At 69.4% G+C, this 13,474-nt stretch carries 13 protein-coding genes; 7 read left to right on the top strand and 6 right to left on the bottom strand.

What is annotated here, in order from left to right; genetic code table 11:
* The first annotated feature begins 50 nt into the window (after positions 1–50).
* The 6 genes from ACFVJQ_RS32715 (at position 51) to ACFVJQ_RS32690 (ending at position 5,713) form a co-directional block, all read left to right on the top strand.
* A complete protein-coding gene (locus tag ACFVJQ_RS32715; RefSeq protein ID WP_385516177.1) occupies positions 51–920 on the top strand; it encodes an ABC transporter ATP-binding protein in 870 nt (289 codons plus the stop codon).
* Complete coding sequence (locus tag ACFVJQ_RS32710) at positions 917–1,852, top strand: ABC transporter ATP-binding protein (protein WP_385789220.1); 936 nt, start codon at positions 917–919, stop codon at positions 1,850–1,852. The genes ACFVJQ_RS32715 and ACFVJQ_RS32710 overlap by 4 nt, the downstream gene beginning before the upstream one ends.
* On the top strand, positions 1,849–2,739 hold the full coding sequence (locus ACFVJQ_RS32705; protein WP_385516179.1) for a branched-chain amino acid ABC transporter permease: 891 nt from the start codon (positions 1,849–1,851) through the stop codon (positions 2,737–2,739). Before ACFVJQ_RS32710 ends, ACFVJQ_RS32705 begins: the two co-directional genes overlap by 4 nt.
* The gene (locus ACFVJQ_RS32700) at positions 2,732–3,988 is read left to right on the top strand and encodes a branched-chain amino acid ABC transporter permease (RefSeq protein WP_385789218.1); all 1,257 of its coding nucleotides are present in this window, start codon (positions 2,732–2,734) and stop codon (positions 3,986–3,988) included. The genes ACFVJQ_RS32705 and ACFVJQ_RS32700 overlap by 8 nt, the downstream gene beginning before the upstream one ends.
* Positions 3,985–5,238, top strand: coding sequence for an ABC transporter substrate-binding protein (locus tag ACFVJQ_RS32695; RefSeq protein ID WP_385789216.1), 1,254 nt, complete (start codon positions 3,985–3,987; stop codon positions 5,236–5,238). The genes ACFVJQ_RS32700 and ACFVJQ_RS32695 overlap by 4 nt, the downstream gene beginning before the upstream one ends.
* A 163-nt stretch (positions 5,239–5,401) precedes the next feature.
* Complete coding sequence (locus ACFVJQ_RS32690; RefSeq protein ID WP_385516182.1) at positions 5,402–5,713, top strand: hypothetical protein; 312 nt, start codon at positions 5,402–5,404, stop codon at positions 5,711–5,713.
* Positions 5,714–5,753: 40 nt separating this feature from the next.
* Here the strand turns inward: ACFVJQ_RS32690 and ACFVJQ_RS32685 are convergent, their stop codons facing one another.
* The 5 genes from ACFVJQ_RS32685 to ACFVJQ_RS32665 all read right to left on the bottom strand — a co-directional run bounded on the left by ACFVJQ_RS32685 (position 5,754) and on the right by ACFVJQ_RS32665 (position 11,939).
* On the bottom strand, positions 5,754–7,052 hold the full coding sequence (locus ACFVJQ_RS32685) for a S8 family serine peptidase (RefSeq protein ID WP_385789214.1): 1,299 nt from the start codon (positions 7,050–7,052) through the stop codon (positions 5,754–5,756).
* Positions 7,049–8,758, bottom strand: coding sequence for a S8 family serine peptidase (locus tag ACFVJQ_RS32680; protein ID WP_385789212.1), 1,710 nt, complete (start codon positions 8,756–8,758; stop codon positions 7,049–7,051). Before ACFVJQ_RS32680 ends, ACFVJQ_RS32685 begins: the two co-directional genes overlap by 4 nt.
* A gap of 378 nt (positions 8,759–9,136) precedes the next feature.
* On the bottom strand, positions 9,137–9,979 hold the full coding sequence (locus ACFVJQ_RS32675) for an alpha/beta hydrolase (RefSeq protein WP_385789210.1): 843 nt from the start codon (positions 9,977–9,979) through the stop codon (positions 9,137–9,139).
* Positions 9,980–10,359: 380 nt separating this feature from the next.
* The gene (locus ACFVJQ_RS32670) at positions 10,360–10,965 is read right to left on the bottom strand and encodes a TetR/AcrR family transcriptional regulator (protein WP_385516185.1); all 606 of its coding nucleotides are present in this window, start codon (positions 10,963–10,965) and stop codon (positions 10,360–10,362) included.
* 188 nt (positions 10,966–11,153) lie between these two features.
* Positions 11,154–11,939: a tetratricopeptide repeat protein gene (locus ACFVJQ_RS32665; RefSeq protein ID WP_385516186.1), complete on the bottom strand. Its 786-nt coding sequence runs from the start codon at positions 11,937–11,939 to the stop codon at positions 11,154–11,156.
* A gap of 286 nt (positions 11,940–12,225) precedes the next feature.
* Here ACFVJQ_RS32665 and ACFVJQ_RS32660 point away from each other — a divergent pair, with 286 nt between their 5' ends.
* Positions 12,226–12,801 carry a TetR/AcrR family transcriptional regulator gene (locus ACFVJQ_RS32660; RefSeq protein ID WP_385516187.1) on the top strand — a complete coding sequence of 192 codons (576 nt, stop codon included), beginning with the start codon at positions 12,226–12,228 and terminating at the stop codon, positions 12,799–12,801.
* A gap of 49 nt (positions 12,802–12,850) precedes the next feature.
* Here ACFVJQ_RS32660 and ACFVJQ_RS32655 read toward each other — a convergent pair whose 3' ends face one another.
* A complete protein-coding gene (locus ACFVJQ_RS32655) occupies positions 12,851–13,276 on the bottom strand; it encodes a cupin domain-containing protein (RefSeq protein ID WP_385273042.1) in 426 nt (141 codons plus the stop codon).
* Positions 13,277–13,474 lie beyond the last annotated feature (198 nt).

Here is a 13,474-nt window from a genome sequence, read left to right as displayed (position 1 = left end):
TCCGGCGCCCGGCACGCGCCCGCTCGACGATGAGCAAGGAGAACGCCCTGATGAGCCCACCAGAAACCGAGGCGGGGACCCTTCGGGTCAGCGATCTGCACGTCAGCTACGGACGGTCCGTGCAGGCGCTCCACGGGGTGTCGCTGACCGTACCGCAGGGCCGGATCGTGGCCGTACTCGGCTCCAACGGAGCGGGAAAGTCCACGCTGCTCCGTGCGGTCTCGGGGACCCTCGCACTGCACCGCGGCACGGTCGAGCGCGGCACGGTGCACTTCGACGGTGTACGGCTGAGCGGCGACGCCGCGCGGTCCGTGGCCGCCGGGGTGGTGCAGGTGCCCGAGGGCCGGCGGATCTTCGGCGCCCTTTCGGTGGAGGACAACCTCCGGGCCGGGTTCCTGGGGTCGGCATGCCGCTCCCGCGCCGAGCTGCGGACGGCCCGCGAGCGCGTCTTCGCGCAGTTCCCGGTGCTGGCCGAGCGGCGGCGGCAGGCCGCCGGGCTGATGTCCGGCGGCGAGCAGCAGATGCTCGCGATGGGCCGCGCGCTGATGGCGGCGCCGCGGCTGCTGCTCCTCGACGAGCCCTCGCTGGGGCTCGCGCCGCTGATGGTCCAGCGCATCGCGGAGATCATCCGTCAGATCAACGCCCAGGGGACCTCGATCCTCCTCGTCGAGCAGAACGCCGCTATGGCCCTGGAGCTGTCCGACCGCGCGTCGGTGCTGGACGTCGGCCAGGTGCGGCTGGAGGGGGCATCGGCCGACCTCGCCGCGGCGGACGAGGTGCGACGGCTGTACCTGGGCGAGACGTACGAGACCGGCTGCGGCACGCCCGACGCGGACGGCGACGCCGCGTACGCGACGGCCGCGAGCGCTCCTTCCGTGACGGGACCGGGACTGACCGAGCTTGGCAGGTGGAACGGATGAGCATCGGCACGACGGCCACGACCCCCGAGGCCGCCACGACCCCACCGGACAGAGGACCCGACCCGGTCCCGGCCCTCACGGTCGAGAACCTGACCGTGCGTTTCTCCGGCCTGGTCGCCCTCGACGACCTGTCCTTCACGGTCGCGCCCGGCACGATCCACGCGCTCATCGGCCCCAACGGCGCGGGCAAGTCGACCTGTTTCAACGTCATCTCGGGCGTCTACCGCGCCACCGCCGGAGCCGTCCGGTACGCGGACAAGGACCTCACCCGCTTCGCACCGCACCGCATCGCCCAGCTCGGCGTGGCCCGCACCTTCCAGAACATCGTGCTGACCCACGGGACCGTCGCCGACAACCTCATGCTCGGCCGCCACCGGCTGACCCGGGCAGGCTTCACGGCGAGCGCGCTGCGGCTGCCCCATACGGTGCGCGAGCAGCGCCGCCACCGGGAGCGCGCGGCCGAGATCGCCGACTTCCTGGGCCTCGGCCCGGCGTTCGACAAGCCGGTCGGCGGGCTCGCCTACGGCGACCGCAAGCGGGTGGAGATGGCGCGTGCGCTCTGCATGGAGCCCAGGCTGCTGCTGCTCGACGAGCCCGTCGCCGGCATGCACCCCACCGAGCGCTCGGCCATGGCCGAGACGATCGCCCGGGTGCGTGACGCCCTGAACATCTCGATCCTCATCGTCGAGCACGACATGGGGCTGATCATGCGGATCGCCGACTCGGTGACCGTGCTCGACTTCGGCCGCCTCATCGCGGACGGGCCGCCCGAGCGCATCCAGAACGACCCAGCGGTCATCAGCGCGTATCTCGGCACCCCGGTCCAGGACACCGAGCCGGAACCGGAATCTGCCACGGACACGGACACCGGCACGGACACCGCCGAGGCCACCGCCCCGGACACCGAGCGCGACTCGGAGGAAGCATCATGATCAAACTCACCGAAACCGTCCTCAACGGACTGGCGCTCGGCTCCGTCTACGCCCTGATAGCTCTGGGCTTCGTCGTGATCTTCAAAGCGTCCGGCGTGATGAACTTCGCGCACGGCTCCCTGCTGCTCTTCGGCGGCTGTGTCACGGCCCGCCTCCACGACGCCATCGGCTTCATCCCCGCCGTCCTCGTCGGCGCCGCGCTCGCCGCGGCCCTCGCCGGACTCGTCCAGCTGCTGGCCACCCGCGGCCTGCGCGGCGCGGAGATCCACACACTGACCATCCTCACCATCGGCGTGGACGTCCTGCTCAGCACCGAACTCAACCGGCAGGTCGGCGCCGACTACCTCACCATGGGCGACCCCTGGGGCGCCGATGTGACCCGGCTCGGCAGCATCACCGTCGCCGACGCCCGGATCGCGAGCATCGTCGTCGCGGTCATCGTCATCGGCGCGTTCTTCGCCGCCTTCCGCTGGTCCCGCTGGGGCCTGTCCATGCGGTCCGCCGCCGCCGACCCGGAAGCCGCGGCCCTGATGGGCATCCGGCTGGACCGCGTACGGCTCATCGCCTGGTGCGTCGCCGGGGCGCTGGCCGCGCTCGCCGCCGTGTTCCTCGCCGCGTTCCCCGCGCCGGGACTCGACCGTACGACCAGTCAGATCGCCTTGAGCGCCTTCCCCGCGGCGATCCTCGGCGGCATGGACTCGGCCGCCGGCGCGCTCGTCGGAAGTCTGGTGATCGGCCTGACCGCGGCGATGGCCGCCGGCTACCAGAACGAACTGAGCGTTCTCGGCGCCGGATTCTCCGATGTGGCCCCCTACCTCGTGATGGTGCTCGTGCTCCTGGTCCGGCCCACCGGTCTCTTCGGATCGAAGGAGCTGACCCGTGTCTGACACCCGCGACACCACTGGCTCCCATGACACCACTGGCACCGTCGACACCATGGCGGTTCCCGCCCCCGCGGCCGCCGATTCCCCGTCCGTCCAGGCCGGCTGGTCCGGCAGGCTCGGTCCCCGCGGGCGGCGCGCGGCCGCTCCGGCCGCCGGCGTACTGGTCCTGCTCGCCCTCCCCTTCTACGTCACCTCGTTCTGGCTTCAGACGGGCCTGTTCGCCATGGCCGCCGTCATCGGCGCCATCGGGCTGAACCTGCTCTCCGGGACGACGGGCCAGCTCTCCCTCGGCCACGCCTTCTTCCTCGCCGTCGGCGCGTACGGCTATGTGTGGCTGGCGGCCGAGCCGTCCGGCACCGGTTCCAGCAGCCTGTACGGCCTCGGGCTCCCGCCGGTCCTCGCCTTCGTGCTGGCGATCGTGCTCGCCGGCGCGGCGGGCGGCCTGTTCAGCCCCATCTCCGGCCGGCTGCGCGGCATGTACCTGGGCATCGCCACCCTCGCCCTGGTCTTCCTCGGCCATCACATGATGCTCAACGCCCCGCAGGTCACCGGCGGCTTCAACGGCCGTTCCGTACCGCCGCTGGACATATTCGGCTTCTCCTTCACCGACACTTCCCCTGACGGGCTCGCCGTCCTCGGCGTCCCCTTCGGGGGGCTGGAGCGCCTGTGGTACGTCGGCCTGGCCCTGATGGCCGTGGCCTGGCTCGCCGCCCGCAACATCCTGCGCGGACGCCCCGGCCGCGCCCTCGGCGCCGTACGCGACAGCGAGGTCGCCGCCGCCGTGATGGGAGTCCATCTCACCCGCTACCGCGCCTCCGCGTTCATCGTCTCCTCGATGTACGCGGGTGCCGCGGGCGCCCTGCTGGCCCTGGTGTTCAAGCGCGTCGTCCCCGACCACTTCGGCCTGCTGCTGTCCATCGACTACCTCGCGATGATCGTCATCGGCGGCCTCGGCTCGGTGGGCGGCGCGGCCTGCGGCGCCGTCTTCGTCGCCCTGATCCCCCACCTGCTCACCAAGTACGCCGACGGCCTGCCCCTGCTCACCGCTCCCGGCACCACGGGATCCGGCGTGTCCCCGGGCGACGCGGCCCGCTATCTCTACGGCACCGCGATCGTCCTCGTTCTGATCTTCGCCCCCGGCGGCCTGGCCGGACTGGCCCACAGACGGCCGCGCCGCAAGGGCGACGACTCCCCCCGCACCCGGCGTTTCCCTCTCCGCACCCGCACCACCCCGAAGGAGCACACCCCATGAGAAGCACCCGACTTGCCCCGGCCGCGGCCGTCATCACCGCACTCGCCCTGAGCGCCACGGCCTGCAGCACCAAGAGCGGTACCGACGCGAGCAGCGCCGGCAGCGACGGCGTCAAGACCGGCCCCGGAGTGACGGAGAAGACCATCACCCTGGGCGCGCTCACCGACCTCACCGGCCCGTACGCCTCGCTCGGCAAGAGCATCGTCAACGCCCAGCAGCTGTACGCCGACCAGCTCAACGCCTCCGGAGGCATCTGCGGCCGGACCGTCAGAATCACTGTCAAGGACCACGGCTACGACGTCCAGAAGGCCGTGTCCGCGTTCACCGAGACCGAGCCGAACGTGGCCGCCGTGTCCCAGATGGTCGGCTCCCCGGTGGTGTCCTCGCTGTCGCAGGAGCTCGAGTCCAAGCACCTGCTCACGTTCCCGATGGCCTGGGCCTCCACCCTGCTGGGCGGCGAGTACGTCCAGGTGGTCGGCTCCACCTACGACGTCGACATGATCAACGGCGTCGACCACGTCGTCCGTACGGCCAAGCTGAAGGCGGGCGACAAGATCGGCCACGTCTACTTCGAGGGCGAGTACGGCGAGAACGCGCTCGCCGGTGCCACCTACGCGGCGAAGAAGGCGAAGCTGACCGTCGTCGGGCAGAAGATCAAGCCCACCGACCAGGACCTGACCGCCCAGGTCACCGCGCTCAAGCAGGCCGGCGTCAAGGCGATCCTGATCAGCGCCGGTCCGCGTCAGACGGCCGCCCTGGTCGGCACCGCCGCCGCCGTGGGCTTCACCGTCCCGGTCCTCACCAGCTCGCCGGGCTTCGCCCCGCAGCTGATGGCGACCCCGGTCGGACCCGCCCTGGAGAAGATGCTCCAGGTGGTGAGCCCCGCCCCGGCGTTCACTGACAACCCCGCCATGCAGAAGCTCGCCAAGGACTACAAGGCGAAGTACCCGAAGGACCTGCTCGACTCAGGTGTCGTCAGCGGCTGGAACGCGATCAGCGTCCTCGGCGAGGACCTCAAGGCAGCCTGCAAGGCGAAGGACCTGACGCGCGAGGGCATCGCCGCTGCCCACCGCAAGCAGTCCCGGCTCACCGTGCTCGGCGTGCCGCTGGACTTCTCGGACCGCACCAAGCCGCCGACGTACCAGACCTTCATCCACAAGCCGGCAAAGAAGGCCCCCGGCGGCCTCGCGAATGTCGAACCGGCCCACGAGGTGCCCGCGGCGCGGACCTACGCCCTGCCCAAGGGCTGAACCCGCCCGGCCCAAGGCATGGCCAAGGAGCTGGAGGCGGTCCCGGCCCAGCAGGAGGAACTCGTGGTCGCGGAGCGGGTGCTGGCCAGGCTGCACGCGGAGGCGACTGCCGGGCAGGCCCGCGGGCCGGGCGGTGCTGCTGGTGCCGCACGGGGAGATGGAGATGGACGAGAAGGCTCTGCCCGAGGAGTACCGGAAGGTTTTCGACGTCGTCCGCTCGGCCGACGAGCCGCTCATGACCCAGGACGTGTGCCGACTGCTCGGGAGCAGTGCGCAGCCGCGGTTGGACCTCGAACCGGCGGACTGCAATGGCGGTTCCGCACAGCGGTTCGTGCTGAACTCCAGCCACGATCTGGTCAGCGGTCTCGCGGACAAGTGCGGCGCGGATGTACGCGACAACGGAACGGCGAACGGCACCCGGCTCCAACTGTGGCCCTGCTCCGGCGGTGTCGACCAGAAGGGGTCCACGACCTGAGCTCCGGCGGGCCGTTGAGCGGCCCACCGGAGCCGTCCGGTCAGCCGCCGATGCTGACCAGTGTGCCCGTGCCGTCCGGGTATCCGATGTACGCGGTGGCCGGAGCGGTCGTGTTCACACCGGACCACTTGCCGGTGGCGGTGAACGGCACGCCCGGTTCGGTGGCGGGGCGCGTCGGGGACACGGTGAAGGTACCGGTCGTGGGGGTGTCCATCCCCACGAGGTTCGACTGGAGGGTGAACTTCGTGGAGGAAGTGCCCTCCAGGTAGTCGAAGGCGAAGACGGACGCGAGGTACTTGCCAGGGGGCAGGGACGACAGGCTGACGCGCCCCTGGTGCGCGTACGCGCTCAGGTCGCCCATCATCTGCCCGGGCCGCCCGTCCGTCGGTGCCGTCCAGATCAGCAGGGCCACCTTCGCGTCGGGGTTGTCCGTCCTGACGAAGAACTCGCCCGCCTTGCCGCCCTCGGGCACCGTGAACGCGAAGTCCTGCTCACCGTCCGCCGCGGCGGAGACCTCCCCCTGCACCGGCCGGCCCGCGACCGGGGCGTAGCCGGTGAGTGTCACCTTCTCGGTTCCCGGGGTCAGGGAGTAAGAGACGCCGCCCTCGCTCCCGGCGCCGACGACCCGATCGGGAGCCAGCAGCGCGTACGGGGTCACCGCGATCGGGCTGCGGACCGTGACCTGTCCGCTCCCGGTCCAGGTCAGGAACCCCGTGACCGGAGTGCCGGAGACCGCGGTGGTGCGCGTCAGCTTGATGCTCACCTTCGCGGTCTGGCCGGCGCGGGTGAAGCGCAGCGTGGCGGGCGTGACCTCGGCACGGAAGCCGGGCAGCTTCACCGAGGCCCGGTACACGCCCGGGCGAACCGCGGTCAGCGTACGGGTGATGGTGCGTGAGCCGAGCAACTTGCCCACGGAGATGGACGGGTAGTTGAGGTTGCTGGGATCCATGGGGTCGGTACCGGTCCCGGTGTCGATGCCGAGGCCTTCCTCGTATCCGAGCCAGTCGGTGTTCGACGCGTCGTACACCAGGCCGGGGTTGAGCATGGCGGCCGGATCGACCTCACCGGATCCCTGCTCGTACGGGTCGGTGTTCGCACCGCCGGACGCGGTCTTGGTGTCCACGGCGGTCGTCATCATGGCGGACTTCACCGCCATCGGGGACCACGTGGGGTGGACGCCGAAGTAGAGGGCCGCGAGACCGGATATCTGGGGGGCGGCCATCGACGTGCCCGACAGGAAGTCGAAGTCGTGACCGAGGTTGCTGGGCGGCGCGACGGCGGCGAGTACGCCTACGCCGGGGGCGGCGATGTCCGGCTTGATCAGCGCGCCCTGGTTCACGGTCGAGGGGCCGCGGGAGGAGAAGGCGCGATCTGCGGGTACGGCGCCCCAGAGGAACCGCCTGGCTGGAGCGTCACGGTGGCGCCCGGCGTGGCCGCGTAGTCGCGGACCGTCGTGGCTCCCGGGACGTTCAGATGTACGGTGGGCACGGTGTGGATGTCCGCGTCGGTGTCCAGGGCGGTGGTGTTGACCAGGACCATGCCGACGCCGCCCGCCCGTGCCACCTCGGCGGACTTGCTGACCCGGGCGGTGACGCCGCGGTCGCACACCACCACTTTCCCGGCCGTCTTCGCCGGGTCGAGAGAGCCGTCCCGGCACAGCCGTGCCGCCTCGTCCCCGGCCTCGGGGGTCTTCACGTCACCGGCCCGGACCAGCGGCTTCGGCCCGAGCACCGCGCTCACGGTGGTGCTGCCACCGACGAACGTCCGGCCGTCGCCCAGCTTCACGGTGGCCTCGGGGAGCGCCAACGTGCTCGCCGCGACCGTGGTGGTCCAGGGCGCCGTGTTGTCCAGGGTCCGAGCGTCGGGCCCCTGGTTGCCCGCGGCCGTGGAGACGAAGACCCCCGCCTGGGCCGCGGCCCGGAAGGCCTGCTGGATGGGCGCGTCGAGCTGCGACTCCACCAGGCCGCCCGCCGAGAAGTTGATGACGTCCACGCCGTCGGCCACCGCCTGGTCGATCGCCGCGACGATGTCGGAGTCGTAGCCGCCGGAGTCCTGTTCGTCCTTGCCCGTCCACAGCGCCTTGTACGCCGATACGACGGCGCCCGGCGCCACTCCGGAGATCTTCCCGAAGTCATGCCCGTCCACGGTCACAGGGACGTTCGCGTCGCCCGCCGCGGTGGACGCGGTGTGAGTGCCGTGGCCCCCGCCGTCCCGCGGCGACACGTAGTCGTTGCGCTTTTCCGGAGGCGTCGCGGCCAGCCAGCCGTCGCCGAAGTACCGCGCGCCGACGAGCTTGGTGTTGCAGGCGGCTTCGGTGAACTCCTCACCGGTCTGGCAATGGCCGCTGAAGGTGCCTCCGTCGGCCTTCTTCATCTTGATCTCGTCGCCCTTGAGGAACGGGCGGTAGGGATCCTTGGACGTGGGGGGCTCGGTGCCCAGGGCGGGCCCGGCGAACGACGCGCTCTCGGGCCAGATGCCGGTGTCGATGACGCCGACCACCACACCTTTTCCGGACTTCGCGGTGCCTCCGAGCTTCGACCACAGGCCGTGCCGTCCTGACAGGCCCAGGAAGTCGGTCGACCTGGAGTCGTCCGTCACCTTGTTCCACCCGTCCGGGCTGACCTTGAGCACACCCGGCTGCCGGCTCAGTCTCGCGGCCTGAACAGCCGTCAGGTTCGCCGTGAAACCGTTGGTCACCGTCGTGTAGCGGTTGCGTATCCCGGCCCCGGCCGAGGCGGCGACCTTGTTCTGCCGGTCCTTGAGGTAGTCCCGGTAGCGGTGCGTGTCGCCGCTGTTGGGTTCGGCTTTTCCGCCCGGCTCCGGCGCGGTGGCGGCCAGGCCGGCCACGCCACCTTCGTAGAGCGCGACGGGCGCGTCCCTCAGGGTGACGATGTAACGGCCGGCCGGGAGGTGCCCGGACAAGGGGGTGGGGGTCCCCGGGCTGCCTGTGGCCTGCGCCGGTGTGCCGGAACAGACGGTGGCGAGGGAGACAGCGAGAGCCGCCGCACCCGATGCGAGTGTCTTTCTTCGAAGCGTGGAACTCACACGTTCCTCCTGAGGAGTGAGCCGGAAGGTGTATCAAGCACCTTCGAGTGGTGCTACGCGTGGGGGCCAAGGAGTGCGACGACAACAGAGCAACGGAGGTGGAGGTGGCAACGTCGTCGCGGCGAAGAAAGTGAACGCTGTTCCTCGGAAAGGTGTCCAGACAGTTCGATGGCGGGTTTGGACGGATGACCAACTGCGCCACGACCGGCGGGCAATACCTGGGCCACTCCGCAATCACCCAGCCGAGATACATGTGAGTAGTGGGCCCCGAGCCGTCATCCATGCGGGATGTGCGACGGCTGAACCGAAGCCTCCAGCGAACGCGGCGGGCGCGGCATCAACAGGAACAGTGCTTTCGGCGACCGTATCCGGATTGGTTCAGACGAGCCCGGCGATGACGTCGGCCAACCGGTCGGGCATCGACAGGAACGGTGAGTGTGCGGACTCCAGCGTGACCACGTGGGTCCTGTTGTGCGGGAAGACGCTGTCGGCCTGGGTGATGAACAGGCGCTGGAGGGCCACAGGGATGGTGTTGTCCTGGGTGTACAGCACGTAGGTACGCGGGACCGATCCCAAGCGCTGTGCGGTGAGTGTGACGGGCTGTGTGGCCATGGCGGTCGGTGACTCGCAGCCGAGGAGAGCGATCGCCGCGTCCGCGACGTCCTGGTCGACACCGCCGTAGAACGCGCTGCGGATAGCAGGCCGGAGGTCGTCGGCCGTGGTGTCGACACGCAGTGCGCCGACTGCGGCGGGATCGGCAGCGAGCAGACCCAGCGACTCCTGGCCTTCAGCCTCCGGCAGTGATGGATGGGTGATGCAAGGGGTGCCGGAGGCGGGCATGTATGCGGTCACGTAGACCAGATGCCCGAAGAGCTCGGGGTGGCGTTCGGCAGCCAGGGTCAGCGCAGCGCCGCCCATGCTGTGAGCGACCGCGGTGGCTGGTTCGCCACGGCCCGCCCGCCGGGCCTGCTCGGCGAGCACCGTGGCCGCCGTGTCGAGGTCGACGTCCGCGATCGGGGACTTCTCGGACGAGAAGTCCGACGGGACATGAGGACGTCTGGTGCTCGCGGCCAGCCGTCTGGCCTTCAGACCGTGGCCCGGCATGTCGACGGCCACCGACGCCACACCCCGCGCGGCGAGATCGAGCGACACCTCGCTCCAGCACCAGGCGCCGTGAAAGAACCCGTGAACCAGCAGAACAGGACCCTTGAGTACAGCCATGATCGCCCCTTCGAAAGGTGTGATCCTGACTTCTCGTCACTGGCCTTCGATAGGGGCGACCGCGAGGCACACCGAGAAGAGCGGCGCGGTGCCGACGCCGGATCGAGGCCGGGGTCGAATTCCTCGGATGGTATTCGGCCGACGGCACGTGGCTTGGCCTCACCTGCCACCCGAGCGTGTCCGAGTACAGGTGCCTCCAACCCATGACCGCCCAGGCATCCGAGTCGGGATGACGTGGTGGATCTCCATGGCGCACTCAGTGCGCTCGCGGAGCGCGGTCCGCGGCGGGCCGGCTGCGGAGGAGGACCCATGCTGTTCGGCGGACTCCTCAGCGAGGCCCTGGCAGCCCGCAAGAGCAAGGCCCGGGGCGTGCGGTCCACTCATACCGCTGTCTGATCAGCGGCCCGTAGCTGGGCAATTGCCCAGTCCAAGGCCGCTTCCAAGTGCGTGATCTGCCCGGTGGAGAGCAGGAGCGCCACTCCCCCCTGCAATCCGGCCAGCAACGCGGCGGCGGCTGTGTCCACATCGAACGCGTCCGGCAGTCGGCCACTGTTCTGGAGCGCCCGCATTCCGTCGGCAATGTGGTTCTGCCACGTCCGCATCAATTCACTGACAACCGCCTGGGTGCCTTGTGAGGCGAAGCCGACCTGTTTGAGCAGTGCTCCGAGGGAACACGTATCGCCCTGCTCCGCATACCGTTCGACGACCGTGTCCCGCCACTGGTACCAGGCCTCCCAGGTATCCAGTTGGCCCAGGTACGGCTGCTGATCGTCCAGGACCCGGTCCGCCTCATAGTGGGCGACCGCGAGCAGGAGCTCCTCCCTGCCCCCGGGAAAGTAGTGGAACAGCTGGCTCTTGCTCGCGTGGGTCCGTTCCCGGATGTCGTCCAGTGTTGCTGTGAGGCCTGTCTCCCGTAGGACTTCGGCAGCCCCGACCACGATTCGAGCGCGCGTGGCCCGTCCCTTGGGTGTCAGAACGTGTGCCATATCGCTGTTTCCCTTCACCGCACCAGTGCAATTCATTCTAGGAGCGGTGGGACACCGGTCGGGACGGCACGGAGGAGGGTTGCGGGGGGGCCTTGCACGGCGTGGTGTGCTTCACATGTGATGCCATGCCGGAAATGCCACTCGCGTCCTCGCTTCATCGCATGTGAAGGTCGACCGGCGCCGGTCAGTCAATCGGCGAGGCGGGCTTTCGGCTGTGGCAGAGACTCCGCCTTGGCGCGCATCTCCGCGGCGCGGGCGACGCGCAGGGCGCTGAAGAGTTCGGCGGCCCGGTTCCAGTTCGCCCGCGCCAGTTCGACTTCTCCCAGTTCCAGCTGGGCGGATGCGAGGTCATTGAGCAACTCCGCCTGCTTGTACTCGTCGAGAAGCTCCTCGTAGAGCCGTAGTGACTTCTGGTAGTCCGCGATCGCGGACTCGACATCGCCCAGGCGCTGTCTGATGTAGCCGATGTTGCCCTGTACGCCTGCCTCGTCGTGACGGTTCCCGGTCTTTCTCAGCAGGGGGAGCGCCTCCTCACACCAGGCGATCGCTTCCTGGTGGTCGCCGAGCACGGCATGGAACCAGCCCACGATGGCGATGGAGCGTGCGATCTCGTACGGCCGGCCGAGCTTGAGGCGGCGGAAAACCCAGTCGATCGGGTGGCACTCGCGTGTGTCGGGGAGTTCCATGACCAGGGGGACGGTGTGCTGAGGGTCCGGCGTGAGGCGCCAGACCGCGCCTGCGTGACGCGTCAGTATTTCGCCGACGTAACAGCCGAAGGCGACGAGGGAGTCGGCCATCTCCTGGCCAGTGGCACCGTCGGTCCGGAAGCCGTCGACTATGTCCTCCACCAGGTCGATGCTCCCGGGGCTGTAGTCCAGCTCGGCGTCACTGATGTCGGCCGCGGCCTCGACGATGGCAGCTGCGTGGAGAGGCGCGCTGTCGGGCTCCAGGGGGTAGTTCAAATGCAGCTGCATGTTTGTCCTCGGACCGTTGCCGTCGATGCCGTCGAGGCTAGCCGGAGAACATCCGTCAGGCATGCCCCTGAGCATAAGCATTTGGCACCACTGACCTGCCCCGACCAACAGACACCATACGGCCAAGGTGCGCACATGCTTCGCGCCCTTCGGCCAGGAGATGTTTCTCTCTCCGACCACTGCAGTCGGCAGTCAGTCGACTCATGCCTCCGGACGGATGTCCCGCCAAGGTGGGAGCCGTGCCCTGACCTGCACGCGCTGAAGACTCCGAGAAAGGGGCCCACGTATGGCACGTCCTCGTGCGTTCGACACCGACCTGGCACTGAAAAGGGCCATGGAGCTGTTCTGGAAGCAGGGGTACAGCGCCACGCCACTGCCGCATCTGACAGCCCGGCTAGGAATCGGCAGTGGCAGCCTGTACGCGGCGTTCGGTTCCAAGGAGGGCCTGTATGCACAGGCCCTGAAACGCTACTGCGACGGGCTGGTCGCGGATCTCGAGGGGCAGATGGATTTCGCCCCCGACATTCGCACGACGCTGCGCAGTGTGCTGCTCGCGCTGGCCCTGGCCGACGTGTCGGACCCTGAACGCGGCTGTCTGCTGGTCAACGCGACGACAGAGCGCGCCGCCCACGGCAGCACGGTCGAACAGGTGAGGTCGACCATGGCCGCCGTGGAGTCCGTGCTGACCGGGGCGTTGGAACGCGCTCGGGTGCGGGGCGACCTGGGCACCGCACAGAGCCCGGTGGAACTGGCCCGCTTCCTGACCACGTTCATTCAGGGCCTGCATGTCATGGGCAACGCACGCGCGGACCGGTCGTTCCTGGAGTCGGCCGTGTCCACGGCCCTGAAGGTCCTGGACTGAGGCAGCGCGTGGGTCGGGCCCGGCTCGTCGCTGGAGGAAAGGAGGAGTCCTAGTAGTTGGTCACCAGGGGCTTCGTCTCGTCGACCACGTACGTGGAGAGCATCATCGTGGTCACCGTGCCGACGTTGCGAGCGTTGTGGATGACACCGTTCGGGATGAAGAACGGGTCACCTGTGCGCAGCCGGAGCGGCGGCCGGTCGTCGAACTCCATCAGGACGTCGCCGCGGACGATGTATCCGACCTCGACACCGGGATGGCTGTGACGGCCCGACTCCTTGTGCCGGGGAATCTGCACGAGCGTCTGCACGGCCTCCCAGCCCTCGGCGGGCGAGGGGTGTTCCTGAAGCAGGGTGCGTGTGACGCCTGCAGTCGGATCGGAGTCCGCAGCTGCGGCGGTCGACGACAGAGCGGCTACGCCGAGCGCGCCGGCCGCCGCGGCCCCGCTGGTACGGAGAAGAGAGCGGCGATCGATCATCACAGGTCCTTTCGATCGGTAGGCATCAAGCCGACCAGGCAGGTAGAAAGTTCTTCCAACACAAAACAACCATGTGTCTCAGTAGACACACAAGGGCGTAAGTCGGCCAACCTGAATACGTGTGCACACATGTCGAGGGCCGGTGCCGGGGACCGGCCTCCCCTCGCCGCGGTTGCGCCCTGTCGGCCGTCCGCCCGG

The sequence above is a fragment of the Streptomyces sp. NPDC127197 genome, from assembly GCF_042672405.1.
In the GTDB taxonomy this organism is placed as follows: Bacteria; Actinomycetota; Actinomycetes; order Streptomycetales; family Streptomycetaceae; genus Streptomyces; species Streptomyces flavusporus.
This window is presented reverse-complemented; position numbering and strand designations above follow the sequence as displayed.